The 14,913-nt window shown below is 55.2% G+C and carries 12 protein-coding genes; 6 read left to right on the top strand and 6 right to left on the bottom strand.

The features are described from left to right. Positions 1-66: 66 nt before the first annotated feature. From glpK to HUO07_RS10345, 4 genes are all read right to left on the bottom strand, one after another. The gene (gene glpK / locus HUO07_RS10360) at positions 67-1,554 is read right to left on the bottom strand and encodes a glycerol kinase GlpK (RefSeq protein WP_176303499.1); all 1,488 of its coding nucleotides are present in this window, start codon (positions 1,552-1,554) and stop codon (positions 67-69) included. A gap of 122 nt (positions 1,555-1,676) precedes the next feature. Further along, positions 1,677-2,435: a DeoR/GlpR family transcriptional regulator gene (locus tag HUO07_RS10355; protein WP_008956670.1), complete on the bottom strand. Its 759-nt coding sequence runs from the start codon at positions 2,433-2,435 to the stop codon at positions 1,677-1,679. Between the two features lie 126 nt (positions 2,436-2,561). Further along, on the bottom strand, positions 2,562-4,511 hold the full coding sequence (locus HUO07_RS10350) for an SLC13 family permease (RefSeq protein WP_176303498.1): 1,950 nt from the start codon (positions 4,509-4,511) through the stop codon (positions 2,562-2,564). Positions 4,512-4,772: 261 nt separating this feature from the next. Continuing rightward, the gene (locus HUO07_RS10345) at positions 4,773-5,750 is read right to left on the bottom strand and encodes an NADPH:quinone reductase (RefSeq protein ID WP_176303497.1); all 978 of its coding nucleotides are present in this window, start codon (positions 5,748-5,750) and stop codon (positions 4,773-4,775) included. Positions 5,751-5,947: 197 nt separating this feature from the next. Here HUO07_RS10345 and HUO07_RS10340 point away from each other — a divergent pair, with 197 nt between their 5' ends. The 3 genes from HUO07_RS10340 to HUO07_RS10330 all read left to right on the top strand — a co-directional run bounded on the left by HUO07_RS10340 (position 5,948) and on the right by HUO07_RS10330 (position 9,136). Next, on the top strand, positions 5,948-6,703 hold the full coding sequence (locus tag HUO07_RS10340; protein ID WP_176303496.1) for a glycerophosphoryl diester phosphodiesterase: 756 nt from the start codon (positions 5,948-5,950) through the stop codon (positions 6,701-6,703). Between the two features lie 47 nt (positions 6,704-6,750). Then, positions 6,751-7,614 carry a deoxyribonuclease IV gene (nfo, locus tag HUO07_RS10335; protein WP_176303495.1) on the top strand — a complete coding sequence of 288 codons (864 nt, stop codon included), beginning with the start codon at positions 6,751-6,753 and terminating at the stop codon, positions 7,612-7,614. Positions 7,615-7,720: 106 nt separating this feature from the next. Further along, the gene (locus tag HUO07_RS10330) at positions 7,721-9,136 is read left to right on the top strand and encodes an amidase (protein ID WP_176303494.1); all 1,416 of its coding nucleotides are present in this window, start codon (positions 7,721-7,723) and stop codon (positions 9,134-9,136) included. A gap of 72 nt (positions 9,137-9,208) precedes the next feature. Here HUO07_RS10330 and HUO07_RS10325 read toward each other — a convergent pair whose 3' ends face one another. Further along, positions 9,209-9,643 carry a hypothetical protein gene (locus tag HUO07_RS10325; protein ID WP_176303493.1) on the bottom strand — a complete coding sequence of 145 codons (435 nt, stop codon included), beginning with the start codon at positions 9,641-9,643 and terminating at the stop codon, positions 9,209-9,211. Between the two features lie 293 nt (positions 9,644-9,936). Between HUO07_RS10325 and HUO07_RS10320 the strand changes: the two genes are divergently transcribed. Together HUO07_RS10320 and HUO07_RS10315 are read left to right on the top strand one after the other, a co-directional pair. Next, entirely contained in the window at positions 9,937-11,655 is a 1,719-nt protein-coding gene (locus HUO07_RS10320; protein WP_176303492.1) for a proline--tRNA ligase, read from the top strand. Positions 11,656-11,710: 55 nt separating this feature from the next. Beyond that, on the top strand, positions 11,711-12,283 hold the full coding sequence (locus HUO07_RS10315; RefSeq protein WP_246286616.1) for a transglycosylase SLT domain-containing protein: 573 nt from the start codon (positions 11,711-11,713) through the stop codon (positions 12,281-12,283). A 10-nt stretch (positions 12,284-12,293) separates the two neighbouring features. Here the strand turns inward: HUO07_RS10315 and HUO07_RS10310 are convergent, their stop codons facing one another. Then, entirely contained in the window at positions 12,294-13,517 is a 1,224-nt protein-coding gene (locus HUO07_RS10310; protein WP_176303491.1) for a PqqD family protein, read from the bottom strand. 695 nt (positions 13,518-14,212) lie between these two features. Between HUO07_RS10310 and HUO07_RS10305 the strand changes: the two genes are divergently transcribed. Next, positions 14,213-14,896, top strand: coding sequence for a carboxypeptidase regulatory-like domain-containing protein (locus HUO07_RS10305; protein WP_176303490.1), 684 nt, complete (start codon positions 14,213-14,215; stop codon positions 14,894-14,896). Positions 14,897-14,913 lie beyond the last annotated feature (17 nt).

Below are 14,913 nucleotides of genomic sequence, written 5' to 3'. Positions count from 1 at the left end.
AAAGAGGCAATAGATAGTGTGCTTAAGTAGGGGTGCTGCACTTATTAGTTGAATTCAGGTCATTATCTAAGGCGTAGAGCGGACTCTCGACACTGCATCCAACCAACCCTGGTAAAGCTGCTCACGTGTGGCTTCTTCCATGGTAGGCATAAAGCTCTTCTCGCAGCGCCACAGCTGTTCAATCTCTTCCAGGGTTTGATACCAGCCCAGGCGTAGCCCCGCCAAGTAGGCAGCACCCAGCGCGGTAGTTTCAAGAATAGTGGGGCGATCGACCTGGACGCCGAGCATATCGGCAAGAAACTGCATCACCCAGCTGTTTTTTACCATGCCGCCGTCAACCCGTAAGTTGCCAGGCGGCGCCTCCATATCGTCATTCATGCAGTGCTGCAGGTCACGGGTTTGGTAGCACACCGCCTGGAGTCCCGCGGCGACTATTTCAGCAATACCGGTATCGCGGGTTAACCCAAAAATCGCGCCACGTGCTTTTGGGTCCCAGTGCGGCGCCCCCAATCCGGTAAAAGCTGGCACTAGATAAACGCTATGCCCACTGCGGGTTTTCTGAGCCAGCGCTTCGGTTTCCGAGGCATCGGCAAACAGATTCAGGCCATCCCGCAACCACTGTACTGTCGCCCCGGCCACGAAAATACTGCCTTCCATCGCATAGGTCGGCTTACCGTTAAGCCGGTAGCCAATCGTGGTCAACAAACGATTACGCGAAAGTGAGGGCGCCTCACCGGTGTTCACAATCATAAAGCAGCCGGTACCGTAGGTACTCTTGCCCATCCCCGGCTGAAAGCACGCCTGCCCGACCAATGCGGCCTGCTGGTCCCCTGCTACCCCTGCGATGAGAAGCGGTGCGCCCAGCCAGTGCGCCTCGGTAGTACCGAAATCATCGCTGGAATCTTTCACCTCGGGCAGCAGATTGGCGGGTATATCGAATAGTGCCAGTAGCTCGTCGTCCCACTCCTGGGTATGGATATTGAATAGCGCGGTGCGTGACGCGTTGGTAGCATCGGTGACGTGCTGCTGGCCGCCGGTCAACCGCCAGATTAGAAAGCTGTCGACGGTGCCGAACGCCAGTTCCCCCCGTTCAGCGCGCTCACGTGCGCTCTCGACATTATCCAGCAGCCAGGCAAGCTTGGTCGCCGAGAAATAGGGATCAATCAGCAGGCCGGTCTTGGCTTGAACGATATCGGTGTGCCCTTTATCCCGCAGCGACTGGCACAAGTCCGAGGTGCGGCGATCCTGCCAGACAATGGCGTTATAGAGCGGCTTGCCGGTTTTTCGATCCCACAGGATGGTGGTTTCACGCTGGTTGGTAATGCCGATACCGGCAATCTGGTCTGGCGTAACCTCGGCACTGGCCATCACTTCTCTGCAGGTGGCCACCACCGTTTCCCAGATATCTTCGGGGTTGTGCTCAATCCAGCCGTCGTGAGGGAAGTGCTGGGTGAATTCCTGCTGAGCGACGGCCGCCACCTGTCCTTCGCGGTCAAAGAGAATAGCGCGCGAGCTGGTGGTACCCTGATCAATGGCGAGTATATAAGAGGACATGTCGAGTTCGCTTTGTTGTAGTGTCTTTCGATTTTGTTGACTTTCTTTCGCTTTATTATGTTTTAAGGCTACTCCAGCCGCCCGAAATGCTCAAGGATGAAACTGCGACAAAGACGGCCAGGCTAAGCGATGTGCAGTGCTACATCGTGCTGGGTCAGCAAGCGCTGGATCGCTTCCGGCGGTTTGCGATCGGTGAAGAGCGCATCCAACTGCTCCAGATTGCCCTGCCGCACCACCGGGTTACGGTGAAATTTGGAGTAGTCTGCCGCTAGGTAGATGCGCCGCGAATTGGCAATAATCGCCTGGGCGACACGCACTTCCTGGTAGTCAAACTCCAGCAGTGAGCCATCCTCATCGATGCCACTGATGCCAATGATGCCGTAATCCACCTTGAACTGATTGATAAAGTCGATGGTGGCTTCGCCGATAATCCCGCCATCGCGAGAGCGCACCTGCCCCCCGGCGATGATCACGGTAAAATCCTCTTTATGCTGAAGAATGGCTGCCACATTCAGATTGTTGGTAATGATCTCGAGCCCCTGGTGCTCCAGCAACGCGTGGGCAATCACTTCATTGCTGGTACCGATGTTGATGAACAGCGACGAGTGGTTGGGTATGTGTTGCGCCAAGCAGCGGGCAATGCGCTCCTTCTCTTCCAGGTGAAGCGTCTTGCGCGTGCTGTAGGCGGTATTCACCGTACTGGATTCGATGCCTACACCGCCATGCACACGGCGCACACGGCCTTCATCAGCCAGGGTATTCAAATCCCGCCGAATGGTCTGCGGCGTCACCGCAAAGTGGTCGGTGAGCTGTTCGATACTCATATAGCCGTGCTGACGAACTAGCTCGACAATGGCATCCTGACGAAATTGTTGATTCATAAGCCCGGCCTGTTCGATTTTTATTGGTTTCTGAACGTAATAGGGTAGCAAAATTTTCGAAACCTAATAGCCTTCATCCACCCCTTCGATTCCACCACACCGACAAGTCGGACCGTTAGACGTCTTTTAAAGCGGCCATACCAGCAGAATCAGCGGGATAGCGGCAGCCAATACTACCAGTGAAAGCGGTAGCCCCAGTTTCCAGTAATCGCCGAACCGATAGCCGCCAGGGCCCAGCACCAGTGTATTCGACTGATGTCCTATAGGAGTTAAAAACGCACATGAAGCACTTACGGCCACCACCATCAAGAACGGATCGAGCGAAACATCGAACCCGTTGGCCAGGCTAACTGCAATCGGCGCCATCAGCAGCGCAGCCGCCGCGTTGTTGACCACATTCGAGAGCAGCATAGAGAGCAGGAACAGCCCCACCATGGTGACCACCACCGGCCAGTCGCTGCCAAAGCGCAGCAGCGCATCGGCAATCAGGTCGGCGCCACCACTGGTATCAAGCGCCTCCCCCACGGGTATCATTGCGGCCAACAGCACGATCACGGGGCCGTCTATTGCTTGATACCCTTCGCGCAGCGGCAATACGCCAATCAGTAGCGAAATCAAAGCAGCGGTACTCATGGCGACTGCCGCGGGCAGCAGATCGAACAGCATGGCAACGATTGCTAAGGCAAAAATGGCAATCGACATGACCAGCTTGCGCGGCTGCCCCAGATGCAATTCCCGGCTAGCCAGCGGTAGGCACCCCAACGAGGCCAGGCTTTCTGAAATTTCGTTTTCACTGCCTTGTAGGAGTAAAACATCGCCGTTCTTAAACCGGATATCACGCAAGCGCTGCTTCAAGCGTCCACCGTCACGGGCCACGGCCACTAGGTGCAGGCCAAACTGATGATTCAGGCGTAACTGACGCACGCTGCGGTTAATCATCATGGAATCATTACGTACCACGGCTTCAATCAGCTGTAAGCCTTCGGTATCCACCGGCTGATGGTCCTGTGCCGCACCTTTCGCTTCATCCGTGCCAGCTTTCACGCCCTCTTCATCGTTTGCGGTGTGTTCAGTAGCTTCCGCCTCTTCTTCCAGTTCGGCTATCGCACTAAGCCCTACTTTGTCTTCCAGCATCTGGAGTTCATCGGGTCCTGCTTCCAACAGCAGGATATCGCCCTCTTCCAAGGCACCGTGGAAATTATAGCCAGCACGACGGTTATCATCGCGAACGACCGCTAACACGGGGATGGTTTCGTCCAGCTCATCGCGCAGCTGCTGCAACGTTAAGCCTTTGGCTTTTGATTCTTCACCTACTTTCAATTCCACCAAATAGTTGGCGGTATCGAACATTTCATCGGTAGAGGCTTGGCCGCTGCGCTTCGGCGTCAAGCGCCAGCCTACCAGCACAATAAACACAAGCCCCGCCAGCGCCACCGCAATCCCGACAGGCGAAAAGCTAAACATGCTGAACGCTTCGCCCGTCACATCGCGCCGGTAACTGGAAATAATGATATTGGGCGGGGTGCCGATTAGGGTTGTCAGGCCGCCGAGCAGAGACCCGAACGCCAGCGGCATCAGCAGTAAAGAGGGCGAGGTATTATGTTCACGAGCCAACCGCATCGTCACCGGTAACAGCAGTGCGAGAGCGCCCACATTGTTCATAATGCCCGATAATAAAACGACGGTGCCCACCAGCACTAATAGCTGAAGCAGCAGGTTCTCACCCACTTTTAGCACTTGATTGGAAATAATATCGACCACACCGGAGCGTTCAAAGCCCCGGCTAAGTACTAGCACGGCGGCCACTGTAATCACCGCCGGATGGCCGAAACCCATAAAGGCATTCTCGGCAGGCACTAGCCCGAGCATGACCGATCCCAGCAACGCCGCCAACGCGACTAGATCGTAGCGAAAGCGCCCCCATATGAACGCAACCAGCGTCAGGCCAAGCACGATAAAGACCAACGTACTTGGCGAAAGCGCCAACCACTCAAGCCCTAGCGCTTCAAGATTAAGACTCTCAACTTCTGAGCCCTCAGCACCTGAGCTCTCAACACTCATGTCCTCAGCCGACATCCTTTTCCTACTCCCTTGCCACCGTTTGATAGCGGCAGCATACGATTGATGCACGCCACGCCACAGGCATGGCTATTCCCCACGCACATTAGACGTTTACTATACACAGGTATAGTCCCTGCATACGCACCGCCCGTTGAATAGCCGACCGTGGCATTCGGCCCTGAGCAGCTTGCCAATAACGTGGCAAGCGATGAGAGCCGAATGCGTCAGTTGAGTGTGTATGTAGGTGCGTATGTAGGGTATTTATGTAGGTAGGAATTAGGGCAAGAGAATAGTCGAGCCGGTAGTTTTACGGCTCTGTAGGGCGTCCTGGGCCTTACCCGCTTCTGCCAGCGGATAGCGGTTGGCGATGTCAATCTTGACCTTTCCGCTCTCGAGCATAGCGAAGAACTCCTGGCACATCATCTCCAGACGCTCGCGCGTGTCGGCGTAACCGTTAAGGCTGGGGCGGGTCACGTAAAGCGCGCCCTTCTGGTTGAGGATGCCGATATTAACACCATCCACCGGGCCAGAAGCGTTGCCGAAGCTCACCATCAAGCCGCGCGTCTTCAGGCAGTCCAGCGACATCTCCCAGGTATCCTTGCCTACCGAGTCATACACCACATCGCACATCTCGCCGTTAGTCAGCTCGCGCACCCGCTCGACCACGTTCTCTTCGCTGTAATTGATCGTCGCCCAGGCACCATTGGCCATAGCCAGATCCGCTTTTTCCTGGGAACTGACAGTACCAATTAGCTTGACGCCTAATGACTTCGCCCACTGGCAGGCAATCGACCCTACCCCACCGGCAGCCGCATGGAACAGAATGGTTTCGCCGCCTTTCAGCTCATAGGTCTGGCGAAGCAGGTATTGCACGGTCAGGCCCTTGAGCATACTGGCCGCTGCCGTCTCGAAATCGACAAAATCGGGGAGCTTAACCACTTTCGCCGCAGGCAACGTATGCAGTTCTGCATAAGCGCCCAAAGGCCCTTGGGCATAAGCGACGCGATCACCGACGCTTAAGTGCGTCACGCCAGCGCCGACAGCATCGACTACACCGGCGCCTTCGGTGCCAAGGCCAGAAGGCATCGCGGGGGCAGGATAAAGCCCGGTACGAAAATAGATATCAATAAAATTGAGGCCAACGGCTTTATTGGCGATACGCACTTCGCCCTGGCCGGGTTCAGCAGGGGTCACGTCGACCAGTTCAAGCACCTCGGAACCGCCGGTCTGGGCAAATTGGATACGCTTAGACATTAGGGTTTCCTTTCATTGTTGGGTTTGTACAAGATAGTCAAGACAACAGGTGCCGCTATACAAGCGCGTCGCGTGCTATAAATCAAGCTAGTACGCTATCACCGGTTGCGGCTGAACACTGGCGCGATGAAATCCTGTTGTCATGCACTCATGTTAGAATCAATACTCCTTTATCGTCCAAGACTTAGAGCGCTGTCATGACGCATCCCGCTATTCAACTTCCCTCGCTGATTGCCCACCGCGGCTACTCTGCCGCTGCTCCCGAAAACACCTTGGCCGCAGTGCGCGCCGCCCATCAGGCGGGCGCCACCTGGGTAGAGCTGGACGTGCAACTGCTCGGTGATGGCACCCCGGTCATCTGGCACGACGCCGACGTGTCGCGCTGCTCGAACGGGCGAGGCAGCCTGGCCTCAATGAGTTGGGCAACGGCGAAAACTCTGGATGCGGGCAGCTGGTTTGGTGATCGCTTTGCAGGTGAAAAGATGCCCAGCCTGGGAGAGATGCTGGCGCTGCTTAACGAGCTGGAAATGGGCGTCAACATGGAGATCAAGATCAACAAAGGACGCGACCCCATCGCGTTGGTGGAGCGCGCCCTACCCGAGATGCTGGACACCCTGCCCTCCGAACGGCTGATCATCTCCTCCTTCAATACCGAGGCCCTGACCCACTGCCGCCAGTTAGCAGGCAAGGAGCGTCTGGCGCTAGGCGTGCTGTATAATGGCGTACCCAAAACCTGGCGAGCACAGTGCGAAGCCATTGACGCTTTTAGTGTGCATCCGTCCTGGTCACGCCTGAAGCGCGCCCAGGTTGAGGCCATGCAAAAGGACGGCTATCAGGTCCTGTGCTATACCGCCAATGACCCCAGCGCCTTTCATAGCCGCTGGGCGTGGGGTATCGCCGGTGTGATTACCGACGAACCCGCCGCGTTTAAGCGCTTTCTAGATAGCCATTGAACCATTCAGATACTTGAATACGTTCAAACAATGACAAGGAGTCCGTTGTGAAATACCTGGGAGCCCACGTGAGCGCAGCTGGCGGCGCAGACCAAGCCGTTCACCGGGCGGTAGAGATCGGTGCCGATGCCTTTGCGCTGTTCACCAAAAACCAGCGCCAATGGAAAGGCAAGCCGCTCACCGATGACGCGATTCAAGCCTTTCGTGATGCCTGTGCTAAACACGATTTTTCACCTGGGCAAATTTTACCCCACGACAGCTACCTGATTAATCTGGGTCACCCGGAGCAGGAAGGCTTAGCCAAATCACGGGAGGCCTTTTTAGATGAAATGCAGCGCTGCGAGCAGCTCGGCCTCACGCTGCTCAACTTCCACCCAGGCAGCCATCTAAACAAGATCAGCGAAAGCGACTGTTTAAAGCGTATTGCCGAGTCCGTTAATGAGGCGCTTACACATACCCAAGGTGTCACGGCAGTGATTGAAAACACCGCTGGGCAAGGCACTAACCTGGGCTGGCGCTTCGAGCATCTGACCGAGATCATTGACCATGTAGACGATAAAACCCGGGTAGGCGTATGTATTGATACCTGCCATGCATTTGCCGCTGGCTATGACCTGCGCAGTGCAGAAGCCACACTGGCAACGCTCGATGAGCTGGGTAAAGTGGTGGGGTTCAACTACCTGCGAGGCATGCATTTGAACGATGCCAAAAGCGGATTCGCCAGCCGTGTGGACCGCCATCATAGCCTGGGCAAAGGCAATATCGGGCTACCCGCCTTTACCACCATCATGCAGGATGCCCGGATTGACGGTATCCCCTTGATACTGGAAACCATCGAGCCAGCTATATGGGCCGAGGAGATCAGTTGGCTGCGCGCCCAGGCGCCCGAAGAAGCCACGCCGAGCCATTAAACTCTGCACGGCTGCGGCTTCTGCATGGCGCGGCTTTTGCACCCCAGGCAATGCTTGCCTACCCTTAGACTCCTTTCCTAAGCCCAGCCGACGTAAGGAGTATGCAATGAGCGGTACCGATCTTGGCAGCCTGGATGCCCAAACCTTAGCTCACTTGTTCGAAAGCCGTGAGGCTTCACCCCTCGAGGCGACCCGAGCCGCCCTTGAGCGGATTGAGCGCTTCAACCCGGACGTGAACGCTTATGTTCATGTGGATGCCGAAGGCGCCGAATCAGCGGCAAAAGCCTCGGCAAGGCGCTGGGGGCAAGGTAAACCGCTCAGCCCCATCGATGGGGTGCCGGTATCGCTGAAAGACCTGACTCAAGTGGCAGGCATGCCCTGTCGGGAAGGGTCACTGACCTCCTCCGACGCGCCATGCGATACAGATGCGCCTCCGGCCCGCATGTTGCGCGAAGCAGGGGCGGTGATACTGGGCAAAACCAATACGCCCGAATTCGGCTGGAAAGCAGTCACCGACAACCGCGTCTTTGGCGCCACGACCAACCCCTGGAATACCCGTTTGACCCCTGGCGGCTCCTCCGGCGGAGCCGCTGCAGCCGCAGCTCTCAATATGGGCGTGCTTCACCAGGGCGGCGATTCAGGTGGCTCGATCCGTATTCCTGCGGCGTTTACGGGGGTATTTGGCTTCAAACCCACCTACGGCTGGACACCTCAATGGCCGCCCGCAAAAGAGCCCAGCCTTTCACACCTGGGGCCATTGACACGCACCGTGCGCGACGCGGTCAGCATGCTGAACGTGATAGGCCGCTACGATTATCGAGACCCCTACGCCACTCGCGGCCAGCCGGAGTGCTGGGGGGTCGACCTGGACAAGGGATTAACCGGGCTACGGATTGGCTACTCCGCGGATCTTGGTTACGCCAAGGTAGATCCGCAAATTGCCGAGCGTGTGCATGAAGCAGCCATGAGATTGGAGGAGTTAGGCGCTGAAATCGTCGAGATAAACCCAGGCTTTTCGTCGCCACTGGAAACTTTTCGCAAGCTATGGTTTACCGCCTCATTAGAGCAGTGGTCGCAAACGAGCCAACATCAGCGCACGCTTTTAGATCCCGGCATGGTAGCCAATGCCCGCGAAGCGGAGCCCTGGAAAGCCGTTGAGCTGTTTCGTGCCCTGGCCGACCGCGCGGCATTAACGCAACGCCTGGAACACTTCAATCAAGAATATCATTTACTGATGACGCCCTCAGTGGCAGTCAGTCCGTTTGAAATTAATCAGGAAGTGCCCCCAGGTAGCGGTATGCAAGACTGGGAAGAGTGGGCGCCGTTCAGCTACCCCTTCAACCTCAGCCAGCAACCCGCCGCATCGGTACCCTGCGGGTTTACTAATGAAGGCTTGCCGGTTGGCTTCCAGCTCGCCGGCGGCAAGTTTGATGACATCCGTGTTTTACGCGCTTGCCACGCTTACATGGAAGCATACCCGCCGCGTTTTCCCAGCGTTCCCAATCCTGCCCAGTATGCGTAACATATATACTCAGCATAAAAAAACCCAGCCCGGCAGAAAGCCGGACTGGGTTTTAGCGAGCAGGGTTAAACGTTACATCGCGGAAAGCTTTTCCTCGTCCAACACGCCTGACATACGCACCATGGCCAGCGCTTCATCAAGGCTACCCATTTCTTCAATCATGACTAACTCGCTCTCTAAGCTCACCGGCTGACCAGCCTTCTCAGAGAGTATTTTTTCCAGGGAAGCCACATCCATAGCGTCGTCTAAGTGGTGAACATCTACTGAGGCGCTGTTGCGGCCGGGCAGATAGATGGTGCCATTAGAGAAATCCACGGCGTAGGCAATCACCCCAGGTACGATAAAGAACAATAACCCTACCCCATTGGCAATAGCGATAACCGGATCAATATCGCCACTCATCTGGCCTTTTCGCTCAGGATGAAACAATGTACCGCAACCACTTAATGACACGATGGAAACGCCAATCACGGCGCCTGTCAACCAGCGACGAACTACTTGATGCATGAAGATTCCCTCAATCAAAAAAATAACCATAGTCGGCGTAACATGCTGTCGTGCAGCATTTTTTTATGGCTATTCATTGCCGACTATCGCGCTCTAAACCAGCGTAGTCTAGCACAGCCTGCCAAAAGCATAGATGATTTGACGATAAGCACTATTTTGCCGCTTTAACCGCTAGGCCGTACAATGGTCCTATTCAACGCTAATGGGGCTAAGCCCCGATGGTGAGTAAGGCTTCTTCCAAGCACATTTTCTTCTAAACGCTATTTTCTAAGCTCTAAGGAATGCTCTAACCCATGCGCGCCAGCCAATTATTGATTGCCACTCTGAAAGAAACCCCGGCCGACGCCGAAGTCATTAGCCACCAGCTAATGCTACGTGCTGGGATGATTCGCCGTTTAACCTCAGGGCTTTATACATGGCTGCCGCTTGGCCTGCGCACACTGCGTAAAGTAGAAGCCATTGTGCGCGAAGAGATGAACCGCGCCGGTGCACAAGAAGTATTGATGCCGGCCGTTCAGCCGGCAGAGCTTTGGCAGGAGTCTGGCCGTTGGGAGCAGTACGGCCCTGAGCTGTTACGTTTAAAAGACCGTCACGATCGTGACTACTGCGTTGGCCCGACCCACGAAGAAGTCATTACCGATTTGGTGCGTAAAGAGATCGCCAGCTACAAACAGTTGCCGGTCAACTTCTACCAGATTCAAACCAAATTCCGCGATGAAATTCGTCCGCGCTTTGGCGTAATGCGCTCACGTGAGTTCATCATGAAGGATGCCTACTCCTTCCATCTTGATGAAGCCTCGCTGAAACAGACCTATCAAGATATGTATGATGCCTATACGCGCATTTTCACGCGTTTAGGGCTGAACTTTCGCCCTGTGATTGCCGACAACGGCTCTATCGGCGGCACCGGTTCTCACGAATTTCACGTGCTGGCGGATTCCGGCGAAGACGATATCGTCTTCTCCAACTCCTCTGACTACGCGGCCAATATGGAAAAGGCCGAGGCGCTACCTGCCCCGCTTGGCAGCCAGGCCGCCCGTGCCGAGCCCAGCGAAGAATTGCGTTTGGTCGATACCCCCAACACTAAAACGATCGCCGCCCTGGTGAAGCAGTTCGAACTGCCGATTGAAAAAACGATCAAAACGTTGATGGTTCACGCAGCTAAAGGCGGCTTGATCGCGCTGCTGATTCGTGGCGATCATGAGCTGAACGAAGTTAAGGCAGAAAACCTGCCCCAAGTTGCCACACCGCTGACCATGGCCAGCGAAGAAGAGATTCGTGCGGCGGTGGGTGCCGGTCCCGGCTCACTGGGCCCGGTCGGTCTGAAAATGCCGGTCATTATTGACCGAAGCGTGGCATTGATGAGCGACTTTGGCGCAGGTGCCAATGTGGATGACAAGCACTACTTCGGTATTAACTGGGAGCGCGATGTGGCCCTGCCCGAGATTGCCGATCTACGCAATGTCGTTGAAGGCGATCCGTCTCCCGATGGCCAAGGTACGCTCTCCATCAAGCGCGGCATTGAAGTCGGTCACGTTTTCCAGCTTGGCCAAAAATATTCCCAGGCCATGAACGCCAACGTGTTGGGCGATAACGGCAAAACCAGCCACCCGTGGATGGGCTGCTACGGTATCGGCGTAACCCGCGTGGTCGCCGCCGCCATTGAGCAGAACCACGACGAATCCGGGATTATCTGGCCCAATGCGATTGCGCCCTTTCAAGTGGCGCTGGTGCCAATGAATGCGCACAAATCTCAACGTGTTCGCGAAGAGTCGGAACGTCTTTACCAAGCGCTAACCGCAGCCGGGTTAGACGTACTGCTAGACGACCGTGATACCCGCCCTGGGGTTAAATTTGCCGATCTGGAATTAATGGGCGTACCCCATCGTCTGGTGATTGGTGACCGTGGCTTGGACAACGGCGAACTGGAATACAAAGGCCGCCGTGATAGCGAAGCCACAATGGTGCCCGCCGATCAAATTATCGACTTTTTGTGTGAGAAGTCCCGCTAAGTCGGCAAAAGTTGTCACCGCGTGGCGGGCTCTAGGCTCTGTGGCGCGGTGGTTAATGACGGCACGACGTCCAAGCGTTGCTGTTGCTATAACGCTTGGCGTGTTGTTGCTAGACGCTATGCCATTAGCAGCACAGCCGCTGCCACCAGCTCTTCGCCCGACTCTTGAAACGGCCAACCAACAGCATCAAACGGCTCAACAACAGTGGGCAGCCCGCCAGTGGCGCATGCAAATGGATGCGCCACTGGCGCGCTTCATTGATGATTCGGCCCAACGTCAAACGCTGCTCACGCGTATCTACCAAGAAGCCAGACTCGCAGGTTTGCCGCCGGATTTGGTCTTAGCCTTAATCCAAGTGGAAAGCGCATTCAAAGCCGATGCCATTTCATCAGCAGGTGCTGTCGGCTTGATGCAAATCATGCCCTTTTGGGTTAGCGAGCTAGGATTACCTATCGACGACTTAACCCACCCGCCGCGTAATTTGCGTTATGGCTGTACGATTTTGGCGCACTATTTAGCTATCGAAAATGGCGACTTTACCCGTGCGCTAGCGCGCTATAATGGCAGCTTGGGGAAAACCTGGTACCCAGAGCGAGTCATGCATGCCTGGCGCGATACGTGGCGCTAGCCTCTAAGAGTTAAGTATCCTGCTCAGCAGCTTCAATCAGGCCGACCGCTAAGAATTGGCCCAACAGTTCGGCCATGTCTTTACGCACTTGTTCTAGTGAAACAGGCATAAAAAAAGCCACCAAGGTTTGGCTTAACGCCTCAACCGTCAGTGCCTCATGCTGTAACAGCGCCCACGCCGCTCGGCTAGTAACGTTCATACGGTGAATCGCACCGCCCTCTTCGACAATCACAAACAGCTCATCGCCTAAGGGGTATTCGTGGGCGGTTTGGCGCGCACGCCAATAGCGCTGATCGCCTCTTTCGAGAGCTACCGCTTCAGGCATAGCCGCCGCCTGGAAAGGAGCAGTGTAAGTCGACGGCTGGACATGTAGCGCGGCTTTTAACTCACGCCCGACAAAGGCTGCTGCTTCGTAGGCATCTGAATAGCGCAGCAGGAAACAGGGCATCCGTTGCACCATCGGCCAGAATTTATCAATGAGCTCTTGGTCAGAAAGCGTATCAGCGAAGTTCTGCCTTAACAGCTGCCATAATCCCTCCCCATGCTGCAGTGAGGTAAGCTCAGGACTCGTCACACCATTATCACGATCAATCAATACAATGGCGCTTATCGGACATTGCTTGCCGTGACTAGCCAGCAGCATTTCATCCAGCGCTACATAGCCATACCGGTCATCACTTGGCCCTTTATGCTGGCCAATAAAGTCAAGAAGCTCAGGGGCAAGCGACTTAGGAAGGGGTAAACGTAAACGCGGAGCAATCCCCAGCGAAACACCTTTTCCTTGTGAGGTCAGCGCCACGACATCGTCGCCAAATATACGATAACCGGCTGCCGCAAAGGCACAGGTGAGCATACTTTTACCGGCTCGATGCGACTCGGGAAAAATTATTAATTGGCCATCTATCTCCGCCGCGCCACAGTGTAAGCCAATAACGTCTGGGTTCTTGCGTAAAAAGGCGCCTGACATATCTGCAATAACACTGCACGCTGTGCTGACCGGGGTTTCAAGCCACATACCATCTTTCGGCAATGCAGGTGCTCGTTGCCAGAAGCCCTTTTCCTGCTGCCAAACACAAATATCTGGCTTGTTTGGCTGTAGCGGACATGGGGTAAGCGGCCAGCCTGGCATGGCAGCTTGAAGGACCGGCAGCAGTGGCTGCGCATTCACCAGGCGAAGGCACGGTCCCAGACCGGTGAGCGCATAATCAACGGCCTCGGCGTCAGACGTCATCATCGATTTCACCAGCCGCGTGGGAGTAAGCGGCTGATACGCAGCTCAATCACACCATCACGCTCCCAACGAGGACGTTCGTCGTATCGCTGGGGACGCGAATAACCGTTGCGAGAATAACCAGGCTGTGAATAGTCCGGCCGGTCGTAGCTTGGCCTGGAATAGTTGGGCCTGGAATAGTTGGGCCGGTCATAGTGAGGTCTGGAATAGTCAGGCCTTGAATAATTGGGTCTGGAATGACACGGTCTTGAATGATCAGGTCGTGAAAAGCTGGGCTTTGAGTGGCGACGCCCCGAATGATGTTGGTGCTGATGCTGGTGGCGTCCCTTGGGGCGAGAGCGCTCGCGTTCATGGGCTTCGGCCTGCCCCGTTGAAAGGAGTGTGGGAGCCACATAAAGTGCCGCTGCGCCAAGCCCTAGACTAGCCAAGACCTGTCGGCGTGAACGCCGCTGTTGTAGCATTGTGGTGCCTTCATCCTGAGTTCTCATATCACTTCTCCGCAGTTATCGAACACCGTTTTCTTAGTATTCACTTTAACCACTGCTTTAGTAGAGCGCCACTAATTGGGGCTGCTTTCCCCATTGTTTACTCTTTTTTGCAAGAGTTGGCTTACCGTTAAGCTAAAAGCATGACTTTCTTGCATAATCCTTTCACTATTAAGTCCTACGCTTTATCGGCCAATGTGGAACACCCCTTCAATGCCAACAACAATGATGCAACGCCGCCCTTTTTATGGGCTTACCAGCACCTATATTGTCCTGCTGTTTTTGCTGGTGAGCAGCCTGTTTAACGCTGCCGCTTTCGCCGCGCAAATCACCATACACAATGCTGAAGGGTTACCGCTTGAAAACGCCGTTGTTGAGGTTTACTACGACACTGAGGCAAATCAGCCTCAAGAACAAAACATTTATCAGCGCGATGCGGCTTTTCATCCCAAGGTGCTAACGGTGCCTACCGGAAGCTATGTGGCCTTTCCCAATAAAGACACCACACGCCATCACGTCTACTCCTTTTCACCGGCCAAAACCTTTGATTTAAATCTTTATCTTCAGGAAACACCGCCTCCCGTCCGCTTTGAACAGGCAGGCATTGTCGTGCTGGGGTGCAATATCCATGACCATATGCAGGCCTTTATAGTGGTCAGCGATGCGCCCTATGCGGCAATAACGAATGCTGACGGTACGCTGACCCTACCCGTTTTACCGTCAGGCCAGCACCGTGTGCGTGTTTGGCATCCTCGCCTTGATGACAGTCAGCAACGCTGGTGGGAAGGCACGATTACCGACACAGATCAGTTGGACGTCCGTTTAGAGCTCAGTGCGTTGCCACCGCCCGAGCCAACGCTGTCTCCTCTTCAGCAGCGGTTTAAAGATGCCAGTTAGGCACTTTCCAGTGCTTA

Origin of the sequence: Vreelandella maris, assembly GCF_013371085.1 — a bacterium.
Taxonomy (GTDB): Bacteria; Pseudomonadota; Gammaproteobacteria; order Pseudomonadales; family Halomonadaceae; genus Vreelandella; species Vreelandella maris.
Note: the sequence above shows the minus strand (reverse complement) of the source record. Positions and strands in the feature narration are given on the sequence as shown.